Below are 22,952 nucleotides of genomic sequence, written 5' to 3'. Positions count from 1 at the left end.
CCAAATTTTAGTAGAGAAGTTTGCTAAAATTGCACATTTTGGTCTATTAATTTCAAAATAGGTATTATAAAGGTATTGAATGTACGATTTGACGAAATCACTGATTATTGGAGTTGATGGGGGCGGCACCGGCTGCCGCGTTGCCATTGGCACTCGCTCTGACGGCATCCTTGTGCGCGCCGTTGGCGGCTCCGCGAACTTCGCAACCAACCCCGACTGCGCAATTGCGAATGTAAAGAAAGCAGTTGTGGAAGCCGCGGCCAAGCTTGACCTCGATGAGCAATCATTGACCGCCGCAACCGCACACGTGGGTTTGGCGGGGGCACTAACTGAAGATGACCAGCAGCGCGTCGCGAACGCATTGCCATACAAAACGATTACAGTAACAGACGATCGCCCCACCTCTGTTGTAGGAGCTTTGGGGGCGGGCAACGGGTATTTGCTATCAGTCGGGACAGGGACTATCGCAGCCGCCAATTCGAGCGAAGGTTTTCGTTACGTTGGCGGGTGGGGGTTCCACATTTCGGACCAAGCATCTGGTGCCTGGTTAGGGCGAGCAGCGCTGGAGCAAACCATGTTGTGTTATGATGGGCTGGCGAAATACAGCGATGTGACGCGTGATCTGTTCGCCAAGTTTGACAATGACCCAAGCAAGGCCGTTGCCTTTAGTATGTCAGCCAAGCCCGGTGACTTTGGCGCATTCGCGCCTGATGTGGTGCGCGGGGCGGCAAGCGGTGATCCTTGGGCGCTCTTAATCATGGACACCGGTGCAAAATACCTGGCGGCATCTTTGGCCGCATTGGGACATCAAGCGGGCGATTCTGTTTGTCTGACAGGCGGCCTAGGCCCCCTATATACAACGTATCTTCCCGCCGAATGTTCAGCGAATTTAATTCCAGCAAGTGGGAACGCGCTAGACGGGGCATTCCGGCTTGCCAGCCAAACCAAACATCAACAATCAAGGCCTGTAACATGAACATTACGGACTTTCTGGCACCCGAAAAATGGATGCAACCAGATGCTGGGCCCCGGTATTTGCAACTTCGACAACGGCTGCATGACGGCGTTGATGAAGGTATTTTGAAGGCAGGTAGCTCCTTACCCCCAGAACGTGAAATCGCATCTATTACTGAGTTGTCACGTGTGACCGTTCGAAAGGCGATACAGTCCTTGGCAGACGATGGAATTATTGTCCAAAAACATGGATCAGGCTCCTTCGTTGCATCAGACACCCTTCAGTTTGAACAGTCACTGTCACGGCTAACGTCATTTAGCGAAGACATGTCACGTAGAGGGTTGGATTCGACCAGTGTTTGGTTGGAACGCGGCGTGTTCATGCCCTCACCTGACGAGGTCCTTGCATTAGCGTTATCACCGGATGCATCCGTGTCACGCATTGCACGTCTGCGCATGGCCGATGGCAAACCGATGGCGATAGAACGGGCGTCCCTGTCCACCGAAATGTTGCCAAACCCAGTGTTGGTCGAGAAATCCCTATACGATGTGCTGGATGCCAACGGGCTTCGGCCCGTCAGAGCGCTCCAGAAAATATCTGCCTTTAATCTGGAAACAGCGGATGCTGAATTGCTTGATGTCAACATCGGCGAGGCTGGTTTGCGCATTGAGAGGACGTCCTATTTAGCGGACGGTCGCATCGTTGAATTCACCCAATCCATCTATCGCGGAGACGCCTATAATTTTGTAGCCGAACTTCGCCTAGCGAAAGAATAGGAAGTCACATGCCACATCACCAAACACAAATGCGCAAAGAGGTGTTGGAAATACCATCGGCTGTTGACCGGCTCTTACAAAATGGGGGCGATGACATTGCCCGCACCGCGGATGCGCTGCGCACACATGCGCCCAATTATCTTGTCAGTGTTGCGCGAGGATCATCGGACCACGCGGCAACCTACCTTAAATACGCCTCCGAACTTCTGATGGGGAAGCCAATTGCGTCGATCGGGCCGTCGATTGCGTCGATCTATAACAAACAACTGGACTTAACTGGCAGCGCCTGCATTTCCGTTTCACAATCGGGCAAAAGCCCAGACATCGTAGAAATGGCACGAATGGCGCGGGCGGGCGGTGCATTATCGATTGCACTAACCAACAACCCAGACAGCCCACTAGCCCAAGTTTCTGATCACACATTGAACCTGCATGCAGGTCCTGAATTGAGCGTTGCCGCGACGAAGACCTTTGTAAACTCTGCGATTTCAGGTCTTTGGTTGCTCGCTCAATGGGCAGAGGACGCTGACCTTCTGAAAGCCATTTACAACCTTCCTGACAATCTGGAGAATGCCGTTGGTATTGACTGGCCAGAAGTCCGTTCAGCCGTAGAAGGTCGACAATCATTGTTTTGCCTTGGGCGCGGCCCCTCCTATGCGATCTCCGGCGAGGCTGCATTGAAATTCAAAGAAACATGCCAGATCCATGCGGAATCTTACTCCTCTGCTGAGGTGCTCCATGGACCGGTGTCGATCGTCGATGGTGGATTTCCCACAATCGCGCTGGCCGCTGACGATGCCGCCGCTGATGCGCTTGCCGACGTCGCGGATAACCTTGCCGAAAAAGGTGCCCAAGTCTTTGCGACCAGCACAGATGTCAAAAAAGCAACGTCTTTGCCCACTGTGCGAACTGGCCATCCGTTGACTGATCCGATTTCATTGGTCGCAAGCTTTTATGCGATGGTCGAACGGGTTGCCTCGGATCGCGGCATCAACCCTGATGCGCCACGCCACCTTAAGAAAGTAACGGAAACAGTATGACCCTTCCGGTTAAGGCCTTCGTTGGTGCCAAAATTCATGATGGTAAAGCTTTGCATGAACGCTGCGCCTTGATCGTTCATGATGATGGGAAATGCTGCATCCTTGCGCAGAGCGAAGTGCCGACAACCTGCGTGACGGAACGTCTTTCAGGGGGCATCATTACCCCGGGTTTCGTCGATCTCCAGGTGAACGGCGGCGGTGGTGTTATGTTTAACGATGACCAATCCGTCGATGCATTGCGCACGATTACCAGCGCCCATGCGTCGAAGGGTACAGTCGCGATCTTGCCAACCTTGATCACCGATACCGCGAAAAAAACGCGCGCAGCCATCGATGCAGTCGAACAGGCCATCAAACTGGGCGTAAAAGGTATTGTTGGCATTCATCTTGAAGGCCCACATTTGTCCGTTACTCGAAAGGGAGCACACGACCCGTCCCTGATCAGACAGATGGATGAAGATGATTTGGATATGATATTGGACGCCGCACAACGGTTGCCCAATGTGAAAGTCACGGTCGCCCCTGAAAATACATCACTGGCTCAAATTCGGGCTATGTCTGATGCTGGTATCATCGTGTCACTTGGCCATACAGATGCAGATTTCAAAACCTGCTTGGGCGCTTTCGATGCAGGTGCCTGCTGCGTAACCCATCTGTATAACGCAATGAGCCAAATGGGTAACCGCGAACCAGGCTTGGTCGGGGCCACTTTGTCTCGCAGCGATGTTTATGCTGGTGTCATCGCGGATGGTATTCACGTTCACCCATCCAGCATTCGGGTCGCCTTGGATGCAAAGCCAGACAACGACAAAATTTTTCTAGTTAGCGATGCAATGGCAGTAGCGGGTTCTGAAGTTCAGCACTTCATCCTGAACGGTCGAAAGGTTACCCGAAGCACCGATCGCTTGACACTTCCAGATGGAACACTGGCGGGTGCCGATCTAGATCTGCCACAGGCGGTATCAGTTATGATTACGGATGTCGGGGACAGCGAACAACAAGCAATAGCACGCGCGACATCGACACCTGCGTCTATTCTAGGCAACAAAGGTGAATTGGGTGGGCTTACACATATTGAAGCGGGAATTAACTACTTTAGCGATACCAAAAACATGAACATCAGGAATCTAGCGACTCCTTAATCGCTACCTATTTTTAATTCTAACATAATAAATCGATATCAAATGAACGCCGATCCGACCGATGTGTGACAATCAATTTGATGTATTATAACCACCCTATCACCTTAATAACCGGCGCATGTTTATTTTGGATCTTTGGCCAAGCCAAGTAAAGATATTCTCCTGAGGGTTCTGGGTTCTGCCATATCTTGACCAAACGGTTCTTTGGTACCTCTGACAGCACCTACAAGATCGAAACCAACGCTATGTATGGTGTTGTCAGAGCGGCAAGACCACTGTTCGCAGAAAGCTAAGGAAGCCGGCAAACGTATCAATTCGATAATCATTCTTTCGCCAACTTACTTGAATTGCCCTTTCAAGTGTTCTGCCAGCGATTGGATGATAAGTGATCAGGCCGTTCATTCCATCGGATCCCAAAACAGATAGCGCTGGCAACAACGCAGCGCCTTCACCTGCTGCTACCATCTGGCGTAGCATTTCCAAACTGCTACCAACCCTACGATCAGATGCCGCAGCAAGGTTGCAGAAACCCATGGTTTGATCTCGCATGCAGTGCTCCGTGCTTGGGAAAAGCAATTGCTCCTGATCAAACTGCGACCACTGCATCACGGTATTATCTTTGAGTGCATACTCTACTGGACAGGCCAATATATAAGGTTCGTCGAACCAATGCTGGCTTTCGAGTTCTTCGAACTCAGGCATCGTCGCCAAACATATCAGATCAAGCTGACGCGCGAGCATCATCTCCTTCAGATCATTAGTAGTTGCTTCCACTAAATTGAGTTTCAAATTCGGGTATTGGTCACGGATGGCGCGTAGAATATGTGGCATCAGATAAGGCCCCAATGTCGGAATAATACCCAGGCGCAGCTCGCTTTCCATTGGATCGTTAAGGCTCGCGGTTGCATCCAGAAGAGCACGAGCTTCAGTTAGAATAACGTCGATCTTCTTGAGGAACATCTCTCCAGCCGGAGTGACGTAAAAGCTATGTGCAGAGCGATCAAAAATTGGAAACCCAAGACGGGCTTCAAGTTTGCGTATTTGCTGGCTGATTGCCGGCTGCGAGATTCCGCAATCAATCGCGGCCTGTCCGAAGCTTTTGTTTCTGGCAACAGCTTGAATGTACTCAAAGTCCCTTAAGGACAATCCAGATAAGCTCTGATGTACGACCATACATAAGTATCCATTATTTGTCTGATAATTTATATAACTTTGACTCGCTATCACTTTACGTCCAAAAACGCCCTAACTGCAAGAGGAGATTCTGATGACAAAACCACCCAAGTTGACCACCGCATTTGGTGCCCCTGTTCCCGACAATCAAAATACAATGACTGCTGGTCGGCGCGGGCCAGTCTTATTGCAGGATGTTTGGTTTTTAGAAAAGATGGCGCATTTCGACCGCGAGGTCATTCCCGAGCGTCGTATGCACGCCAAAGGGTCTGCTGCCTTCGGGACCTTTACAGTGACCCATGATATCACGAAATACACGCGCGCAAAGATCTTCTCGGAAGTCGGGAAGAAAACGGATTTGTTTTTACGCTTCTCAACAGTTGCGGGCGAACGCGGTGCCGCAGATGCCGAGCGGGATATTCGTGGCTTTGCTGTGAAGTTCTACACCGAAGAAGGCAATTGGGATTTGGTCGGAAACAACACTCCAGTTTTTTTCCTGCGCGATCCCCTAAAGTTTCCCGACCTTAACCACGCTGTAAAACGCGACCCGCGCACAAATATGCGCAGCGCGGACAACAACTGGGATTTCTGGACTAGCCTGCCCGAAGCTTTGCACCAAGTGACAATCGTAATGTCAGAACGTGGGATACCAGCCAGCTACCGCCACATGGACGGGTTTGGCAGCCATACGTACAGCTTCATCAACGCGCAGAACGAGCGCTATTGGGTCAAGTTCCACTTCAAAACTCAGCAGGGAATTAAAAATCTCACCGATGAAGAAGCCGCCATTCTAATTGCCGATGACCGTGAAAGCCATCAACGTGACCTCTATGACAGTATCGAAGATGGCCAGTATCCCAAGTGGACTTTGTCAGTTCAAATCATGCCCGAAGTGGACGCTGGCGAATATCATCTCAATCCGTTTGACCTGACCAAGGTCTGGCCCCATGCGGATTATCCATTAATTGAAGTTGGTGAACTGGAATTGAACCGCAATCCCGATAACTATCATGCGGATGTTGAGCAGTCTGCCTTTGCCCCATCAAGTGTTGTTCCAGGGATTAGCTTTTCGCCGGACAAGATGCTGCAAGGGCGATTGTTTTCTTATGGTGATACACAGCGCTATAGGCTCGGCGTAAATCACTCGCAAATTCCGGTGAATGCACCGCGTTGTCCTTTCCATTCGTATCACCGTGATGGCGCGATGCGGGTCGATGGAAATGGTGGCTCGCGCATTGGATATGAACCCAACACTGTTGGTGAATGGCAGGAGCAACCCGATTTTTCGGAACCACCGCTATCAGTTGAAGGGGCCGCCGATCACTGGAACCACCGGGAAGACGAAGATTACTACTCTCAGCCCGGTGATCTGTTCCGACTTATGAGCGATGACCAGAAGCGAGTTTTGTTTGAAAACACAGCGCGCTCAGTAGGCGGGGCTCGTGTCGATATTCAAGAGCGCCATATCCACAATTGTACCATGGCCGACCCTGAATACGGTGCCGGTGTCGCCCAGGCATTGGGTTTGACGGTGTAGGCTCTTCATAACACTCTGAGGGCCGCTTCGGCGGCTCTCTCTCCCAAACCAAAGGACATATTCGTGTCTCAGGCCATTCTCTACTTGCTAAAGCCCAAGTTCAAAGATCCCATTCACGGCAATGCTGATTTCTTTTGCCCACAGTGCGTGCCTATCGAGGGATTGCTCACCATGTTCCCTGATATGTGCCAGAATCTGGACATCCGTTATGTTGATTTTGCACGACCGCGTGGAGAAATGGGCATTTATGTCGGTGACGAGCAATCCTGCCCGCAACTCATTCTACCTAATGGGGACGACACGCATTCAGTGAAGCTGAGCCACGAAGGGTTGGGTAAAGTGCGCCGTATCGAAGACCCCAAAGATGTTCATTGCTACTTGATTGCGCGTTTCGGCCTGCCAAAGCCCCATCCTTAGACGCTTTAAGCTCTTTGGCATTTTGTTCAAAGAGCTTAAAGCAACCCACCATTAGATTTCTTTTTTATTTGCAACGGTAATTTCGTCTCATTACCTTACGTATATGAATCCTGATGAACGTGTTCGAAATTTGATCAACCGACTGGCGCGCCTAGATGTTGCGCGTACATGGACAGGTGATGTTAATCCTGCCCAACGTGCAGCATTAGAGTATCTACGCGACGCAAATCAGTTTTCGCGCACACCGTCCCACGTAGCCGAGTATCTGGGCACTACACGCGGAACAATGTCCCAGACACTAAAGGCGCTCTTGCGTAAAGAATATGTTCGAGAAGAGCGCTCGGCCAGCGATAGACGGTCCATTTCCTATACTCTGACTGAACATGGCGCTGCGATTGTGACCGATGAAAACATTCTTGCAGGAGCTTTCGGATCATTAAGCCCAACAGAGGTCGCAACTCTTGAAACAGTGTTAAGCGGGGGGCTTAAAAAGATTCTGGAGCAAAATGGTAGTCGATCATTTGGACTGTGTTACAGTTGTAATTTCCATACGATCAACAACGAGCATCCATACTGTAAATTGCTCTCACTGCCTCTTACAGAGGTAGAAAGCGAAAAAATCTGTGTGGAGCATCAAACCGGGATGCAGTCAGGCCGGTGATCGTTGAGACGGCCTGACCTCAACCTCGTAAAGCCAGATGCTTGCTGCTATGGTGATTGTGGACCGAATGCCTCCAGTCGGACTTGTGAAGCCGGAATATTCCAATCGCTCAGAATGCCGCTCATCGCGGACATAAAGCCACTTGGGCCACAGATGTAATAATCTGCATTTGTATCTTCAAGCAGCCCGTCAAGGAACGTCTCGTCAACTCTCCCGTCGCTCGCGTTTGCAGCCTGATGATCGTTCTCCCCGCGTTGCTCGTATCGATGGTGAAGCTTCAGATTGGGATAGCGATTGGCTAGCTCTTCAAGCGATGAGCGAAACGGCTGAACTTCTTCGTTCAAGCATGCATGCACAAAAATAGCCGAACGCTCTGCGTCCTCATCCAGCGCGCTGGAAATCATGCTAAGGAGTGGCGTGACACCAATTCCGCCTGCAAGGAATACTAGGGGTTTTTCTGAATCCTTACCTGCCTTCAAAACAAACTCACCGCAAGGTGGCCCAACCTCAAGTGTTCCTCCCTCTTTCACTAACGTATGAAGGTAATTCGAAACATATCCAACAGGCTGAGCACCAACGCGGCCTTGTTCGTGTTTAACGCTAATGCGGAACAGTTTTTTTGTACTGAGATCAGATAGGCTATAATTGCGCATCGTTGTATGTCCATCCGGTGTCGGGACGCGAACAGTGAGGTATTGACCTGGTAGGTATTCGGGGAGGGAGCCGCCGTCTTGCGGTTCAAGATAAAACGACGTTACGAGTGAACTTTCCTGCACACGCTTGGTGACACGAAATGAACGGAAACCAGACCAACCGCCCTCTCGTTCAGCATTGCTCTTGTAGATCGTCGCCTCGCGACCGATGAGAATGCCTGCAAGAAAGTCATAAGCCTCTCCCCAAGCAGTTATGATCTCACTCGACGGCTCTAAGTTTAAAAACTCTTGGATTGATGCCAGTAAATTTTCACCAACAATGGGATAGTGCGTTGGCTTGATCATGAGCGACGCATGTTTGTTCGCGATCAACTCCACAGCACTCGTAAGTGCTTCCAAATTATCGACATTTTTGGCGAAGGCAACAATTGCACCCGCAAGGGCCTGTTGTTGCCGCCCTTCGGCTTGATTTGATGCATTGAAGTAGGGTTTCACTTCTGGGTTTCGCTCAAACATTCTTTTGTAAAAGTGAGAGGTCAGAGCGGTTCCGTTCTCACTCAGAACTGGAACGGTCGATTTAACGATGTCGATTGTTTTTTGTGAAAGCATGGTGAGTAATTTCCTTGTAGAGCCAGTCCTTTGGTCCAAGATCCACCAATCGTGCCAAACGCGACAAACGTGTGAACTCAGACGCAAAGCTGCAAACTAGACTTGCGTGATCTCGATGACGAGACTTCTATGGTTGAGCTGCAATGAGATGTTCGAGAGAAAAAACAAACTCTGAATCTGACAGTGGATTATGGCACGCACGGCAAGCAGTCATGTCTTTGTTCAGGTTCTCTCCAGCTGTGCTAAAAAGATCAAATTCCCAGTCTCCGACCTTTAGCTCTTCAGGATATTGTTCATCCCATCCAGACTGTCTTTCCATCACGGCAATTGCTTTCATTGGGCCAGAAATTCTTCGCCCGATTGCGCTCTCTTTTACGTCGCCGTCTTCATCCTCTATCGTTGTAAAGAGTTCAGCAACCAGAACAGAGCCATAGGGAAGCATTCCGTCCAGTTTGGCTCCATCAAGCGCGACATCATTGGCGTAAATCCGAATAACTTGATCGTGTTCAAAGAGGCGATCACCGCGAAAGTACTCGGTGAATGTGTCACGATATCCAGTCGGATATTCCAAAGCACGATCTTGCAGTAGATCATCAGCTGCCCAAAGAGCTGTAGCACCCGATAAAATGACTGCTATGCCAATGATTGCTTTGCGATAGTTGTTCATGGGAATTCCTTTTCTGTCCAAGATCATCTCTTAATTGGTACAACCGATTGGCGTGCAGACTTGACCAGCGATGCTCCTAACGTTGCTGGTCTCTTCAGCAACTGGCGCTTCGTAAATCAGTTTCGATATTGATGCGGCAAGTTTCATATCGTTTTCTTGTCCAAACAAATTGAGCCTCTGGCGACCCATCCGGTCGATGACAAGCAGCGATGGTGTTCCCCTAAGTTGATATGTCTGCATTGTGTTCGGAAGTGCCATTCCGTCCATTTCTGAGGGTTGGTCGACACCCACTGGAAACTTAATTCGATACTCGTGGAGGAATGCTTCAAGCGCATGTGGTTGCATAGCGCTGTGGTGTTCAAAGACCGTGTGAAGCCCAATAACCACAACATCGTCTTGTGAGAATGTTTCCGATATCCGCATAGCTTGTGGAAGGCCGTGGCTAACGCATCCCGGGCAAAGCATCTGAAAAGCCTCAATCACAACAACTTTCCCTCGAAGGTCAGAAAGAGTGATTGGTTCAGGAGTGTTGAACCATTGCATGACCTGTAGTTCGGGCGCATTCGAATAGACACTTGCGGTTTTCATTGGATGTTTCTCCAATAATTGTTGGTTGCAGCAATAGTCGAAAACTGTGTTGCAGCGACGTGTGGGACTGCAATCAGCGCATCGGCGTCAACTTCGTATTCAGATCTCAACTTTTCACGAAAGGCTGCGTCGGATTGGATCAGTTTCACGGCCATACGAGACAGCAGAACCGGCGGCGCGTAGCTATCTTGGCGCGTGGAAGTGATGAGAGAGGGGAGCCAATCATTGGGCATTTTCTTCTCCTGTGTTGAGCGACAGGCGACGGCCAGCACCGCCTGTACGGTTGCGTTAATCAATTTTGCCAGGAAGGCTCAGGTCGCCAGAGGCGACATCAAAGACATCGGTGACGCAGACATAAGGGGCGTGGAAATCTGTATCGACACGTAGTGCAGTCGTGACCCCATCGTAGTTGATGCCTTCAAGCGCACTAATGTCTGAATTGGCCAGCACGACGTTGATCGTGATTTCGGCCCCGTCAAACACCGGCGTAAAACCAGGGCTATCGAGGTAGAATGGAACACCAGGCCATGTCGCAGGCATGACAGGTGTTTCACCTTCGGCAACATCTTTGACAGCGAGAGCGCCGGGCCCACATTCCTCATTTGGGGTCAACACCACCCAATGGCTGTGCCAATGCCCACCGTCGTTACCGGTGTCGCCATCAATGTTTTCGTCGAAAAGTGGTGTGTCGTCAAAATCTGGATGATTGGTTGCTGCTAGCGCCAAAAGGCCAGTCTCTTCACCAAAGCCAACAGCAGATGGGTCAAGTGTGGTTGGCCATACATAGGCCCAGATGCCCGCTCCGGGAGCTCCATTTCCTGTTGCTTCAAGCGTGGTGCCCCCAGCGGTTCCAGCGGAAGACATACGGAAAGTGGCAAACCGTCCGCTAATTTCCACTTCAGCAGCTACAATATCGAAGTCCGCAACCCTTGCAGAATCCACTGGGGAAGTGATCCCGTGATCATGGTCGCCGTCAGCAATGGCGGCTCCAGCAGTCAAGACCAGCGCCGCAGCGGAGAGTTTCAGAAGTTTCATGACAAATCCTTTCAAGTTTGGCTGATGTCGACTCACCATTAGTAGCGAGTCGACATTATTGCAATAACTATTTCGACTCGCTACCTTTCTCTTGTGGAGCCAAAACCACATATTCGCGAACTGATCAGCAGATTGGCGAGGCTAGACGCAACAGACAGTTGGAACACGAATTAAATCCGACCCAAGACGCAACGCTTGGCTATCTCGTGCAAGCCAACAAGTTCTCGCGAATCCCGTCGCAGGTTGCGGCCTATCTTGGCGCAACACGCAGAACGACCTCTCAGACGCTCAAATCTCTGCTACGAAAGGGATATGTAGAAAAGGTGCGCTCAACTCAGGACAAGCGGGTCATTAGCTATGACCTGTCGCCAAGGCAAGAGTTCTTGGGGGCCACTCGGCAAGCTGCGCGCATGATGGAAATGGATAGTCCGAAGGGGTATCAGGTGTCGGTAATACTTAGTTACTGGTTTGGGACGAGCTACTATGCAGACCCTCTTTTCCCTTGGATCAAAGAAAAAATCCTTGAGAAAAATGATCCAGATTCTAAAGCGGATCATGTCCTCGCTTACGCGGTGAAAAGGTTGAACAAGACAAAGGGTATGAGAGAGAATGTGCTTTAATTCAACCGTATCACCAAGCACGTCGCCTGGCTCGTTAGGTGGCGCTCCTGTCAGCGCAGCGGCTGACGGAAGTGCCGCGAGAAGCGCTTTATCGGTGCGTCCAACACGCGCAGCTTGCGGCTGTTGTTCTGGTTTAATTTCTAGGAATGGTGCACATGACAATACTCCCAATAGCGCACTACGTCAGAAAAGCTCTAGTGGAGGGTATAACGGCCAACATGCGAACCCGTTTAAGGCAAACATCGTGGTTGATACTCATTCGCCTGCAACTGCCTCATCCGCTCCTGGAGCGGGCCGGATCATTATCACAACACTGATGGCGGCGATAAATTCTACTGCGCCTAGTCCGGAGCGACCTTTAAGCGTTGCGACGAACAACACGCAACTTTCCAGCCGTATTCGGTTGATTCCGGCAGCAATAGCACGTTATTGGAACGCAAAACCGTTGAAGCTAGACATCACTGACTCTACCTGCGGCCAAAACATATACGAAATAGTCTTTGACCCTCAGATTGTGCTTTCATCGGGAGGGCGCAAGGGTGGTGTCCACTACAACGTTGAGATGGTGAACGTTCCGCCTCAGCCGGCACCAAATACGCTAGGCCCACTGATCCCACGGCAAAGCGTTCTTCAAGGGCAATCGTATGTTTCTGGCTATAGCGCGGTATTTAACATAGGTGAGTCTCGCTCTGGTACGGACGGTAGAGTGCCGTCGCGAAGGAATCCGCAAGCTGATATTTTGGAAGCCCACGAATACGGTCATATGCTTGGCCTCAAAGACGAGTATAATGATACTAGGTTGAATCGTGGTGGGGTCGATTATGTGCTGCCTGATTCCACGGTGCAGAATGCATCGGGCCAGCAACACCTAATGGACACAATGGTAAACGAACAAGAAGCTCGTCAGGCACGATATGCGTCTACAATCGCTTACGCTGTCCAGGATATATTGAACCGTAACGGGCGGCGGGTTAGCCGTAATAGAATTATTGGAGACTACATAAGACCGCCTTAAGAACCCTTGCCACAGCGGTTTTCTTATCGGGTTGTATGACCCCGACAACACAGGAGAACAGTACATTGGTTCCAGCTTTTTTTACGGGAATGACGCTACTTCAAGAGATTGATTGCGGCGGCTTTGATGTTCAGTATTACGCCCATCCAGAAATAAGTATAAGTGAATTGCTCTCTCCATTAAGCGCCAAAGGGTTTGGAAGCGTCGTCGTTTCAAAATCAGGGTCGCAACTTTCTCAAGTTTTAACGCGTTTGGCTGAGGTTCCCAAATTAGGCCAGAACTACGTTATCTCACACCAGGCTCCGAATGATGTTGTTCGTGATATTACAGGTAATGGGTTAGATGGCCATCGCGCACCGGACGCGGCATATCTGCAAGATAGCCCCCTATTTAATGACGATGGCGTGTTTCCGGTTCAAGCCCGATATATAACCATTTTGAATCAAAATACTAATGGGCTCTATGGCCCTGGCGAGCTCACAATCGACGACCGAGTTTCGCAAGTATTCACGGCAGATGATGGATCGACCTGTACACTTAAGCCTCCAAAGGTCGTGGTGCGCATCAAGCCCTAGGAATTTTATCATGCTCAGTTCCTGATGTTGGCGACCTCGGCACGTTCGGCCCAACCGGATCAGGGAGCTAAAGACCGATGCCAGTGAACGGCTGGTGCCTCTGCACTCTGAGTTGGAGGGGGTGCTGGATCGGCTCCCCGCCGAGGGCCCGCTATTCCCCCACCTGACGGTGAACCAGGTGACCAAGGCATTCACGGGGTTGAGGGAGAAACTGGGGTTGGGGCGTCCGGGGTTGGTATTCCACAGTACTCGGAAGTGGTTCATCACCCAGTGCGAGCGAACGGGGGTTCCGGAGCACTTCACCGCGTCTCTTGTGGGCCACCAGTCGGCGCGATCTGAGAACCAGTTGACCTACTCGATCTACTCAGCGGGCATCTCGGACGAACAGAAGCGGGGTATCATCGATCAGATCAGGCTGCCCCGGTGACAATGTCCTCGGCGGTTCCTCCGGGAGCCGTCGGGGGTACACTTTACTTTTTTCTTGCTGACGGCTGGGATGCAGGTCCACCGCTAACACCGTGAACGAGCCGAGCACGTGACGTCACCAACTGCACCCGTGGAAGACGCTCCCCCAGACACCCAAAGGGCCCCAAGGAATGCCCCAGTTCGCCCACTCCGGGAGAAAAAGTGATGAGGGTCATGGGCGAGCAAGGAAGCCGACTTGGGCCCCGTTGCTCTACTCTCGCAGCAAAGGAACCGGGAAGAGCACCCTCTGCCAGTTGCTGGCTTTGCTGTTCGGGGAAGATAACTCGGTCACTCAAAATAACGTCGATATGCTCACCAGCCGTTTCAACATGACCGCGCTTCGAAGCAAGCTCGTGATCTCGGAGGAGCTCCAGCTTCGCCCAGGATCTAAGCAGGCCACTATGCTGAAGAGCTATCTGACCGAGACGACGACCCTATCGGAAATGAAGGGGCGAGAGGCTGAGCGGGTTCGGCAGAGCTGTTGCTTTATCTTCACCAGCAATCACCTCCCCACATGGATCGAAGAGGGTGACCGGCGGTTCTATATCATCGAAGTTGATCACAGCGGACACGCTTCAGGCGAGAAGGCCGGTGAGTTCACGGCCTTGATTGCTCGTCTTTACGACTACATGGGCGATCCGGCGAACATCGCCAAACTGCACGCAGCCCTGATGGTCCGCTCGCTGCCCGACAGGTTCTCCGCCAAGTCACTGAACGTATCGATCCACGCCACACCCGTCATGCTTCGGATTAACGCGGCCTCCGAGCGGACAGTTCTCACCCTGCTCGAGGAGGAACTGAACCGCCATGGACTGAAGGAAAGGCCGGAGAGCAACCTCGCGGCGTTCATCTCGCAATCGTTGAAGAGCTCGATCGGCCAGACCCGCCACCTCATGGCGGAACTCGGGTGGACGAAGTTCAAGGTGAAGTGGGGAGGAGCAACCTTCTCCAAGGCGCTCTGGGTTGCCCCTGAGTTCTCGGTAGATCGAGGGTACCTGCAAGGGCCCGGCATGGAACTCGTGAAGATTGACGAACACCTTCGCGGGGCCATGCCTGAGGAATTGAAGAGGATCGAATATATTGACTGATTTTACGTATCGCGACGAAAGCCAGATATACCTCGAGAGAGTAATGGCAGAACACTATGAGGAGGCCCTTGCGAGGGCCGACTCTCTGATCAAGGACACGAGCGAGGACGAGAATGGCTGTCTGGTGACGAATACGACCTTGCCCCGCAAGGTCCGTTTCCGGGGTCACCAACTGCCCGCCTATCGCTTCGTATATTGCGTCCGTGAGAGGGCCGTTATCGGGGCGAACGAGGTGGTTCGGCATCGGTGCCATAACCGGCTCTGCGTGAACCCCGCGCACCTCGTGGTCGGGTCCAAGGTGGATAACAAGCGGGACGACTGGGATTAATGGGCGAACGGGGTGGACTACGATCTGCTCTAACACGTGAACGAGGCCTTCTGGGAGCCCATCAGGGTCCCCAGGCGGCACCCACGGCACCCGCTCTGTGGCCTCGTGGGGCATTCCTTGGGGCACTGTGGACCCACCGGTGGCCCTGAGGTCCATTCCTAACAATGTCTGAGGTGGTTGGCTGGGATGGTAGGATTCGAACCTACGATCTACTGTACCAAAAACAGGTGCCCTACCGCTAGGCCACATCCCAATACCGTCTTGTGATTTAATATGCCTTTCTCGATGCTGCAACCCCAAAATCGCGTCTTGTCGTACGGAAGTGCGCCCTTTATCCCCGACCCTATGAAAGCACAGGTTGTAATCATTGGCGCAGGGGCCGCCGGCATGATGTGCGCGCTCGAATCGGCGCGCCGAGGGCGCTCAGTATTGCTGCTCGATCACGCAAAGGCTGCGGGCGAGAAGATTCGCATCTCTGGCGGCGGGCGGTGTAATTTCACCAACCTCGACATTCAACCAGATCGCTTTCTATCACAAAACCCGCGCTTTGCGGTGTCAGCGCTGAAACGGTTCACCCAATGGGATTTCATTGCCATGGTCGATGCGGCTGGCATCCCTTGGCATGAAAAAACACTAGGGCAGTTGTTTTGCGATCGCTCCGCCAAAGACATCATCGCGATGTTGCTTGGGGACATGGAGACGGCTGGCGTGTCGATCAAGCTCGGCACAACCATCACAGAAGCCACCCAGACGGACGGCGGATTCCAGCTACTAACCAGCGCAGGAACAATCACTTGCGAAAGTTTGGTGGTTGCCAGTGGCGGTAAGTCTATCCCAAAAATGGGAGCCACGGGCTTCGGTTACCGGATCGCCGCGCAGTTCGGCCTCCCCTTGGTCCCCACGCGGGCTGGCTTGGTTCCCCTAACCTTTAGCGAACAAGAGCTGGAGCAAACACGCCCCCTTGCAGGCACCTCCGTTCAGGCCAATGTGTCCTGCAATAACTCCAGCTTTAGCGAAGGGTTGCTCTTCACGCACCGTGGGCTGTCGGGGCCATCTATTTTGCAAATTTCGTCCTATTGGGACGAAGGCAGCACCTTGGGCGTAAACCTTGCGGCCGCCAGTAACGTCAGTGAGGAGCTGAAGGCAATGCGCGCCGAGGCGGGGCGGATATCCATCAAGAATGCATTGGCGCGCATCATCCCCGAAAAGCTGGCGGCCATGGTGGTTGCCCAATCACGACATAGCGGCAACTTGGCGGACCAGAACAACGCGTCCCTCGATAGCTTGGCCGAGCGCGTGCACAACTGGCAGGTAAAGCCGATTGGCTCCGAAGGGTACCGCACAGCGGAGGTAACATTGGGCGGTGTCGGCACGGACGCCTTAAGCTCCAAAACAATGGAGGCCAAAGATATCCCCGGCCTCTATTTCATCGGCGAAGTTGTCGACGTCACGGGATGGCTGGGCGGTTACAATTTCCAATGGGCGTGGTCATCCGGCTGGGCCGCCGGTCAGGTCGCCTAACCTACACGCGACAAGGGTTTGCCTTGGCCAAAGCGTCAAAACCCATCAGGCTTTTCATCAACTCCGGCATCTGATGCAGCGGGATCATGTTGGGGCCGTCTGATGGCGCGCTGTCGGGGTCTTCATGTGTCTCGATAAACACCCCTGCCACACCAAGCGAGACCGCAGCACGTGCCATCACTGGTGCAAATTCGCGCTGCCCACCAGAAGATCCGCCCTGCCCGCCCGGTTGCTGCACCGAATGCGTGGCGTCCATGATCACCGGATAGCCTGTTTTCGCCATCGTTGGCAGACCGCGGAAATCGGCAACCAGCGCGTTGTACCCAAAGGATGTGCCACGCTCGGTCAGCATGATGTTCTCATTGCCGGTGCTTTCCACTTTGGACACCACGTTCGGCATGTCCCAAGGGGCCAAGAACTGGCCCTTCTTGATGTTCACCACCGCACCGGTTTTGCCCGCCGCGACCAACAGGTCGGTTTGGCGGCACAAGAAAGCAGGGATTTGCATAACGTCAACGGCCTCGGCCACGGCCGCGCATTGCTCGGGCGCATGGACGTCGGTGAGTGTCGGGCAGCCGATATTGGCACGCACCTCGTCCATCACGCGAAGACCCTCTTCGATGCCGAGCCCCCGAACGCCAGACACGGATGTTCGGTTCGCCTTGTCGTAGCTGGCTTTGAACACAAATCCGGCCCCCGCATCCGCGCAGGCTTTCGCCATGGCTTCAGCGATCATCAACGCGTGGTCTAGCCCTTCAAGCTGGCAAGGGCCCGCAATCACGGTCAAAGGCAAATCATTGCTGCAATCTAATGCGCCAATACGGATAGTTTTCATTTGGGGTTATACCTGTTCACGTAGGATGGAAGCGGTCAGCGAGACCATCAAGTAGATGCCCGCAAAGATCAAGAACGCCAAGATCGTGTTCTCAAATGAGCGGGGATAGGTCGGCTCGTCCGGCGCTACGGGTTTGACCCCGATGGACAAGTAACGGACCTGACGGTTCGCCTCTAGGCGGGCCGACTCGAACTGCGCTTCTGCTGCCGCAAGGAACTCTTGGCGCATGGCCAGATCACCTTGGGCGATCAACAGCTCGGCCGAGATACGTGCCAACGAGCCAGTGTCTTCATTGCTCTCGGTCAACTGGTCACGCTTTTCAGCAATGAGCTTTTGCAATTCCGTAATCTTGTTTTCTTCAGCGCTAACCTTTGCTTGGTTGGGGCGCGGGTTTGCCAAAAATTGCTGCAACGAAATCCGCGAAGTCAGCAGCTCACTGTCCAACTGCGTAATCTGCCCGAAGATCGCTTGAACTTCACTCTCTGGGCTCAAAACGCCCAGTCTCTCTTGTAACGAGACGATCCGGTCCTGCGCCGCGAACATCTTTTCTTCAGCTTCAACTCGGCTTTCGGATGCGCCTTGCATCTGATCGCCACGCAAGCGCGATGTCAGCTCATCGACCCGCTGCTCGGCATAGGAAATCAGCTTCTCTGAAAACGCCGCTGATGTCTCTGGCGAGGCCGCGCTGACTTCCATCTTGATAACGCCTTCGGCAGGGTCGTACCCGATCCGTACATGCTTTTTGTAAAGCGAGTAGGCAGCCTCATTCGAGCTGTCCAATTCTATGCGCTGCAAAGCATCGATATTGTCTTGGGAGAAGTGGGTCTTGAACCCTTCATCCTCGTTCAGACGCAGCATTGCGTCCCGCGACTGCAGGTATCCTTGCACCGTGATACTGTCTTGCGACGTCGCAAGACCCGTGCCCGAGAACAAGCCACCCAACTGGCCCGATGAAGATGGCTCGGCCGTCTGAATAACGAACTCCGACTTGGTCGCATACATCGGTGTCGCAATTACATAATAGTAATACCCAGCTACAAACGCAGGCAGCATGACGAAAACCATCATTCGAATGGCAAGCAAAGTCGCACGGCGGCGGCGGCGTTTCGCGATGTCACGCTGAATAGCCATGATGTCCGACGCGCGGTGGTCATCCGAAATCACTTCTGTTGAGGGCAAGGCGGCTTTCGCCACGACGGTGGATGGCAGCTGTGGCTGGCCGCCCTGTGTTGCCTCCGCGTCTTCGCCATCAGGCATCACCAGCTCCAACATGTTGGAGCGCTTGAACGGATCGATCCCCTTTTCGCGCAACAATCTAACGGCGTCATAGTCAGACACCGGTGCCAAGCCCTGCTTTTGCGCAACACGGCGTGCCATGCGCAATTGCCGGCCGGTCAAGCCCTCGCGACGAATACCATCGATCAGCTCCGCAGGACTTTTAGCGGCCTCCTCGGCTACCGCTTCTTGCGTTTTGCCCTCGGGTTTGTCAGCAGCCCCCGCACGAAAATCCTGCTTGCCAAACCCGTCATCGACAGGCGCTGCAAACATCATCTCTTCAGCTTGCAAGATGTCCGTAACAGCAGAGCTCGTACCCGCAGGTGCTGAGGCCGCAGGCATTGCTGCCGCAGATTGACCCTCACTGCGCCGCAGGCGGTACTTTTTAGCTTTGGGTTTCGTAGTCATACAGTTGCTTCGCTTCTTCCAATGTGTCGAACATGACCAGCTTGCCCTTACTCAGGACTGCGGCGGATCGGCAGAATTTTTCCAGCGTTTCAGCTTGGTGCGATACCACGATAACTGTGGCTTTCTTCAATCGGTCTTTCAAGATGGAGCCCGCCTTGCGGTTAAACTCTACATCAGTCGTCGCAGGCATCCCCTCGTCAATAAGGTAGATGTCAAATTCTAACGCCAACATCAGCGAAAACGTAAATCTGGCCTTCATACCGGACGAATACGTGCCGACGGGCATATCGAAGTACTCCTCCAAGCCACACAGGTAACGGCAGAAGGCCTCGATGTAATCTGGGTCAAGCGAATAGAGCCTAGCAATATACCGAGCGTTCTCACGCGCCGTGTGCTTGCCAACCACTCCGCCCATGAAACCCAACGGGAAGGATATCCGAGAAGTGCGCACGATCTCGCCCTCGTCAGGCTTCTCCAACCCCGCCATCATGTTGACAATAGTGGTCTTGCCCGTGCCATTCGGGGCCAAAACCCCGATTGAATGACCAAGCTCCACGCGAAAAGAAGCGCGGTCAAGGATCACCTTGCGCTGCGTGCCGGTCCAAAAGGACTTGCTGACGTCTTGAAACTCTATCATCTCCGGGGAAACCCCCACCTCATTGTGCCCGCATGTGCCTAGCGGATCGTTAGGTGCATTCTAGGCACCTTTTAAGGCCGTATTATGTCGGATTAGGCCCCTGCAGTTCAACGCTATATCAGTAAAAAGACCGTAAACGTGACAAGACGGCACAAATAAATGCGCCGTCTTGCTAATCAATCACACTGGATGAGTGCCTCTTTAACTGTTTTGTTTCTCAACTCGGCAGATCTTACCGGCCAGAAGAGACACGGCTGCGGCACCAAATGAGAACAAGGCCCCCATCTTCGCGGCGTCCTGAACAGGCCCAGCATCAAACGCCACGGATGCCACAAACAGCGATACCGTAAAGCCAATTGCCGCGACACACCCGATAACAATCAGATCCACAATCCGCATGCCTTGCGGCAGCCCCAGCCCCAATGGCTTTGCAGCAACCCAGCCGAACAGCAAGATGCCGACAGGTTTACCGATCAACAAGCCGGCCAGAACCAGCCAAGTTGCATCCCCAATGGCGTTGAACTCAACCCCAGCGTTCAACAGGCCAAAGAAGAACAAGATGATCTCAACAGGGTGCTTCAGTGCGTGCTCGAACACGTTAAGCAGGTCGGTCAAATATTGCTCAGCCTCCGAGAACAGGCCGAAAGCGCGGTCTGCATGTGGGATAGTCGGCACGATTGGCAGCAGGCCAAGCGCCGGGTGCAGGCCACTTTCCGCGAAGCCGTACCAGCTAAGGCATGCTGCGATAAGGTATGGCAGGAAGTGCAATTTGTTGCGCACAAACGTAGAGACAGGACGCGTTTGGTTGCCACGGTCCAATTTGCGAGGCAGCCAGTTCGCCAGCAGGTAAACGCCAACAGCGGCCCCAAACGATAGCAACAGCCACTCTGGTGCCAATTCGCCAGATGGATAGAAAATCGCCAGAATGATCAAGCCAGCCGCGTCGTCCGCGATAGCCAAAAGCAACAAGAAGCGCACCGCCGGGTGGCCCGCACCAAAGACCATACGGCCCACAAGATAACTGAACGCAATGTCAGTCGCCGTCGGAATTGCCCAACCGTTCGCCACGGCGCTGTAGGTGTCAGAGCCAAGGAAGTAGGCCAACCCAAGGTACACGCCAATAGGGCCAAACATGCCGCCCGCCGTTGCAAACAAGGGCGTTGCCGCTTTCTTGCCTCGCAGTGATCCATTCTTGAGGATCACGGCTTCCCAGACTTCCTTCGCTGCAATCGCAAAGAACAATGCCATCAACACATCATTTACAAGGTAGTGGAGGCTCAAAACTTTAGTGACGTCACCGACTTCGTATTTTTCGTAGCCCTCGCCGTAGGACTTGGCCCAATACGAGTAATCCAAACCGATCCAGTCATTGAACCACAAGGGGGTCTCGACAAAGTGGTGATAGGCATGTGGGTTCGTGTTCGCCCACACAAGCGCAATAAGCGCGCCGATAATCAGCAACAGCGAATAGTTGGTGACAAAGTTCCAGACGCGATACATGCCGCCCCTCCCGTAGGTAAGTTGTTTGCCGTGAGTTAACCCAAACTCGGGCTAGGGGCAATCTTCTCAGGCGATTACATTCCAGATCATTCCCGCAAAAATGCTGCCAACGAAGGCAAAACCTAAATAGGCGGCGAAAACCCGCGGCTTCACCAAGGCCCAAACCGCGATGGCCGCCGGTATACAGCTAACCCCCCCCGCCAGCATAAACGACATCGCCGCCCCGTTGCTCATCCCTTGGGTCAGCAATGCGTCGACCAATGGAACAGCCGCGTAGCCGTTCAAGTAAGCCGGCGCGCCAACCAACGCGCCAAAGACAATCGGCCCAACACCCGAGCCCCCCATGACCGACGACACCAAGCTGGCAGGTACATACAGCAACATAAGGTTCTCAAGCAGGTAGGCGAGGAACAACCACTTGGCGAGGAAAGCAAGGTTGTCCCATGCCGTGGCCTTGAAGACGGCAACACGCGTCTCATCCTGCCAAAAGCGCCATTGAGGCGTGCCCTTGAATGAGGAGCTGCACCCGCACCCCCCCTGCTGCACATCGCGCAAGGGATCAGCAAACAGCGCCGTCTTGGCCAGTGTCATCGTCGCAAAACCACCGAACAACCCCAATCCAAGCGCCGCCAGTGTTTTGGCCAAGGCAAATTCAAACCCTAAGGTGCCTGAGGTGATTAAAAACATCGCCGGATCCATCAAAGGGGACGCCAACCAAAACGCCATGACCGCCGATAAAGGCACCCCGGCTGCCAAAAGAGCCGCGATAAATGGGATCACCTCGCACGAGCAAAACGGCGCTAACCCACCAAGGGCAGCCGCTAGAAAGATCATCCGCGTCTCTTTTCCCTTAAAGGCCTCCGCCACCAAAACCTCTGCGCCGGAGGCTTTGAGAAAGCCAATTGCCAGTACCGCAAAGATGATGAAAATCGCCGTATGCGCCATCGCTCCGAAGGTTCCGGTAAGAACTGGCACCCCGTGCTCGGGGTCCAACACGAAGACCAGTCCCAAGATGGCCGCACTGAGCACCCAAACCTTCGGAAGCTTCTCCCAAAGGGTTAAGGAAGGGGATTGGGTCAGATCAGCCATGTTTATGCTCCTCAAGGTCAGCACAACACTCGGCCAACAAAAAGTCGTTCAATCGCTTGAAAGTCGCGTAGTCCGCCACGGCACAAATGGTGGAGCGCCCCTGTCTGGTCTGTTTAATCAATCCGGCCTGCGCCAGAATTTTAAGATGATGGGTCAGGTTCGCCCCGCTCAACTCTGTCGCCGCACCAAGCGCGCCAATGTTCATTCCCTGATCCCCGGCTCGCGTTAACCGACGCAACAAAGACAGGCGTTGTTCCGAGCCAAGGGCAGCGTAGGCGCTTGCGGCTTGGATAAGGGATAGATTCGTGTCATCAAATGTTTTCATACTTCTATAATTATAGAA

The 22,952-nt window shown here is 53.0% G+C and carries 24 protein-coding genes and 1 tRNA gene; 12 read left to right on the top strand and 13 right to left on the bottom strand.

The window, feature by feature from the left end:
* Nucleotides 1-79 precede the first annotated feature (79 nt).
* The 4 genes from ABJN86_RS09570 to nagA are packed head-to-tail and all read left to right on the top strand — an operon-like array spanning nt 80 to nt 3,913.
* A complete protein-coding gene (locus tag ABJN86_RS09570; protein WP_348366637.1) occupies nt 80-976 on the top strand; it encodes a BadF/BadG/BcrA/BcrD ATPase family protein in 897 nt (298 codons plus the stop codon).
* Nucleotides 973-1,731: a GntR family transcriptional regulator gene (locus ABJN86_RS09565; RefSeq protein ID WP_348366635.1), complete on the top strand. Its 759-nt coding sequence runs from the start codon at nt 973-975 to the stop codon at nt 1,729-1,731. Before ABJN86_RS09570 ends, ABJN86_RS09565 begins: the two co-directional genes overlap by 4 nt.
* Before the next feature lie 8 nt (nt 1,732-1,739).
* Nucleotides 1,740-2,771: an SIS domain-containing protein gene (locus ABJN86_RS09560; RefSeq protein ID WP_348366633.1), complete on the top strand. Its 1,032-nt coding sequence runs from the start codon at nt 1,740-1,742 to the stop codon at nt 2,769-2,771.
* Entirely contained in the window at nt 2,768-3,913 is a 1,146-nt protein-coding gene (nagA, locus tag ABJN86_RS09555) for an N-acetylglucosamine-6-phosphate deacetylase (protein ID WP_348366631.1), read from the top strand. The genes ABJN86_RS09560 and nagA overlap by 4 nt, the downstream gene beginning before the upstream one ends.
* Before the next feature lie 258 nt (nt 3,914-4,171).
* Here the strand turns inward: nagA and ABJN86_RS09550 are convergent, their stop codons facing one another.
* Nucleotides 4,172-5,086, bottom strand: coding sequence for a LysR substrate-binding domain-containing protein (locus tag ABJN86_RS09550; protein WP_348366629.1), 915 nt, complete (start codon nt 5,084-5,086; stop codon nt 4,172-4,174).
* A gap of 94 nt (nt 5,087-5,180) precedes the next feature.
* Here ABJN86_RS09550 and ABJN86_RS09545 point away from each other — a divergent pair, with 94 nt between their 5' ends.
* From ABJN86_RS09545 to ABJN86_RS09535, 3 genes are all read left to right on the top strand, one after another.
* Nucleotides 5,181-6,623 (top strand): catalase, encoded by a 1,443-nt coding sequence (locus ABJN86_RS09545; protein ID WP_348366627.1) that lies wholly within the window; start codon nt 5,181-5,183, stop codon nt 6,621-6,623.
* 63 nt (nt 6,624-6,686) lie between these two features.
* The gene (locus tag ABJN86_RS09540; RefSeq protein ID WP_348366625.1) at nt 6,687-7,040 is read left to right on the top strand and encodes a DUF3088 family protein; all 354 of its coding nucleotides are present in this window, start codon (nt 6,687-6,689) and stop codon (nt 7,038-7,040) included.
* Nucleotides 7,041-7,143: 103 nt separating this feature from the next.
* Nucleotides 7,144-7,701, top strand: a complete 558-nt coding sequence (locus ABJN86_RS09535) for a MarR family transcriptional regulator (protein ID WP_348366624.1) — start codon at nt 7,144-7,146, stop codon at nt 7,699-7,701.
* 47 nt (nt 7,702-7,748) lie between these two features.
* On the opposite strand, the gene hmpA is transcribed toward ABJN86_RS09535, so the two are convergent.
* The 5 genes from hmpA to ABJN86_RS09510 all read right to left on the bottom strand — a co-directional run bounded on the left by hmpA (nt 7,749) and on the right by ABJN86_RS09510 (nt 11,253).
* A complete protein-coding gene (hmpA, locus tag ABJN86_RS09530; RefSeq protein WP_348366622.1) occupies nt 7,749-8,963 on the bottom strand; it encodes an NO-inducible flavohemoprotein in 1,215 nt (404 codons plus the stop codon).
* A 127-nt stretch (nt 8,964-9,090) separates the two neighbouring features.
* Complete coding sequence (locus tag ABJN86_RS09525; protein ID WP_348366620.1) at nt 9,091-9,630, bottom strand: cytochrome P460 family protein; 540 nt, start codon at nt 9,628-9,630, stop codon at nt 9,091-9,093.
* A 30-nt stretch (nt 9,631-9,660) separates the two neighbouring features.
* A complete protein-coding gene (locus ABJN86_RS09520; protein ID WP_348366618.1) occupies nt 9,661-10,218 on the bottom strand; it encodes a redoxin domain-containing protein in 558 nt (185 codons plus the stop codon).
* Nucleotides 10,215-10,451: a hexameric tyrosine-coordinated heme protein gene (locus tag ABJN86_RS09515; protein WP_348366617.1), complete on the bottom strand. Its 237-nt coding sequence runs from the start codon at nt 10,449-10,451 to the stop codon at nt 10,215-10,217. Before ABJN86_RS09515 ends, ABJN86_RS09520 begins: the two co-directional genes overlap by 4 nt.
* A gap of 55 nt (nt 10,452-10,506) precedes the next feature.
* Nucleotides 10,507-11,253 (bottom strand): hypothetical protein, encoded by a 747-nt coding sequence (locus ABJN86_RS09510; RefSeq protein WP_348366615.1) that lies wholly within the window; start codon nt 11,251-11,253, stop codon nt 10,507-10,509.
* A 158-nt stretch (nt 11,254-11,411) separates the two neighbouring features.
* Between ABJN86_RS09510 and ABJN86_RS09505 the strand changes: the two genes are divergently transcribed.
* From ABJN86_RS09505 to ABJN86_RS09490, 4 genes are all read left to right on the top strand, one after another.
* Entirely contained in the window at nt 11,412-11,873 is a 462-nt protein-coding gene (locus ABJN86_RS09505) for a helix-turn-helix domain-containing protein (RefSeq protein WP_348366613.1), read from the top strand.
* A gap of 1,050 nt (nt 11,874-12,923) precedes the next feature.
* Nucleotides 12,924-13,463 carry a hypothetical protein gene (locus tag ABJN86_RS09500; RefSeq protein WP_348366612.1) on the top strand — a complete coding sequence of 180 codons (540 nt, stop codon included), beginning with the start codon at nt 12,924-12,926 and terminating at the stop codon, nt 13,461-13,463.
* A gap of 94 nt (nt 13,464-13,557) precedes the next feature.
* Entirely contained in the window at nt 13,558-13,890 is a 333-nt protein-coding gene (locus ABJN86_RS09495) for a hypothetical protein (protein WP_348366611.1), read from the top strand.
* Between the two features lie 169 nt (nt 13,891-14,059).
* Nucleotides 14,060-15,016, top strand: coding sequence for a primase-helicase family protein (locus tag ABJN86_RS09490; protein ID WP_348366609.1), 957 nt, complete (start codon nt 14,060-14,062; stop codon nt 15,014-15,016).
* Between the two features lie 506 nt (nt 15,017-15,522).
* On the opposite strand, the gene ABJN86_RS09485 is transcribed toward ABJN86_RS09490, so the two are convergent.
* Nucleotides 15,523-15,597 (bottom strand) — tRNA-Gln (locus tag ABJN86_RS09485).
* Nucleotides 15,598-15,689: 92 nt separating this feature from the next.
* Here ABJN86_RS09485 and ABJN86_RS09480 point away from each other — a divergent pair.
* Entirely contained in the window at nt 15,690-16,865 is a 1,176-nt protein-coding gene (locus ABJN86_RS09480) for an NAD(P)/FAD-dependent oxidoreductase (RefSeq protein ID WP_348366930.1), read from the top strand.
* Between the two features lies 1 nt (nt 16,866).
* Here ABJN86_RS09480 and kdsA read toward each other — a convergent pair whose 3' ends face one another.
* The 6 genes from kdsA to ABJN86_RS09450 all read right to left on the bottom strand — a co-directional run bounded on the left by kdsA (nt 16,867) and on the right by ABJN86_RS09450 (nt 22,934).
* Nucleotides 16,867-17,700 carry a 3-deoxy-8-phosphooctulonate synthase gene (gene kdsA, locus ABJN86_RS09475; RefSeq protein ID WP_348366607.1) on the bottom strand — a complete coding sequence of 278 codons (834 nt, stop codon included), beginning with the start codon at nt 17,698-17,700 and terminating at the stop codon, nt 16,867-16,869.
* A gap of 6 nt (nt 17,701-17,706) precedes the next feature.
* The gene (locus tag ABJN86_RS09470) at nt 17,707-19,383 is read right to left on the bottom strand and encodes a capsule biosynthesis protein (protein ID WP_348366605.1); all 1,677 of its coding nucleotides are present in this window, start codon (nt 19,381-19,383) and stop codon (nt 17,707-17,709) included.
* Nucleotides 19,361-20,020: an ATP-binding cassette domain-containing protein gene (locus tag ABJN86_RS09465; RefSeq protein WP_348366603.1), complete on the bottom strand. Its 660-nt coding sequence runs from the start codon at nt 20,018-20,020 to the stop codon at nt 19,361-19,363. The genes ABJN86_RS09470 and ABJN86_RS09465 overlap by 23 nt, the downstream gene beginning before the upstream one ends.
* A 201-nt stretch (nt 20,021-20,221) precedes the next feature.
* Complete coding sequence (locus ABJN86_RS09460; RefSeq protein ID WP_348366602.1) at nt 20,222-21,520, bottom strand: Na+/H+ antiporter NhaA; 1,299 nt, start codon at nt 21,518-21,520, stop codon at nt 20,222-20,224.
* Nucleotides 21,521-21,586: 66 nt separating this feature from the next.
* The gene (locus tag ABJN86_RS09455; protein WP_348366600.1) at nt 21,587-22,609 is read right to left on the bottom strand and encodes a permease; all 1,023 of its coding nucleotides are present in this window, start codon (nt 22,607-22,609) and stop codon (nt 21,587-21,589) included.
* A complete protein-coding gene (locus tag ABJN86_RS09450; protein WP_348366599.1) occupies nt 22,602-22,934 on the bottom strand; it encodes a helix-turn-helix domain-containing protein in 333 nt (110 codons plus the stop codon). Before ABJN86_RS09450 ends, ABJN86_RS09455 begins: the two co-directional genes overlap by 8 nt.
* Between the last annotated feature and the right edge of the window lie 18 nt (nt 22,935-22,952).

Origin of the sequence: Litoreibacter sp., from assembly GCF_039974535.1 — a bacterium.
Classification (GTDB): domain Bacteria; phylum Pseudomonadota; class Alphaproteobacteria; order Rhodobacterales; family Rhodobacteraceae; genus Litoreibacter.
The sequence above is the reverse complement of the archived record's forward strand: the minus strand, read 5'-3'. Positions and strand labels throughout refer to the sequence as shown.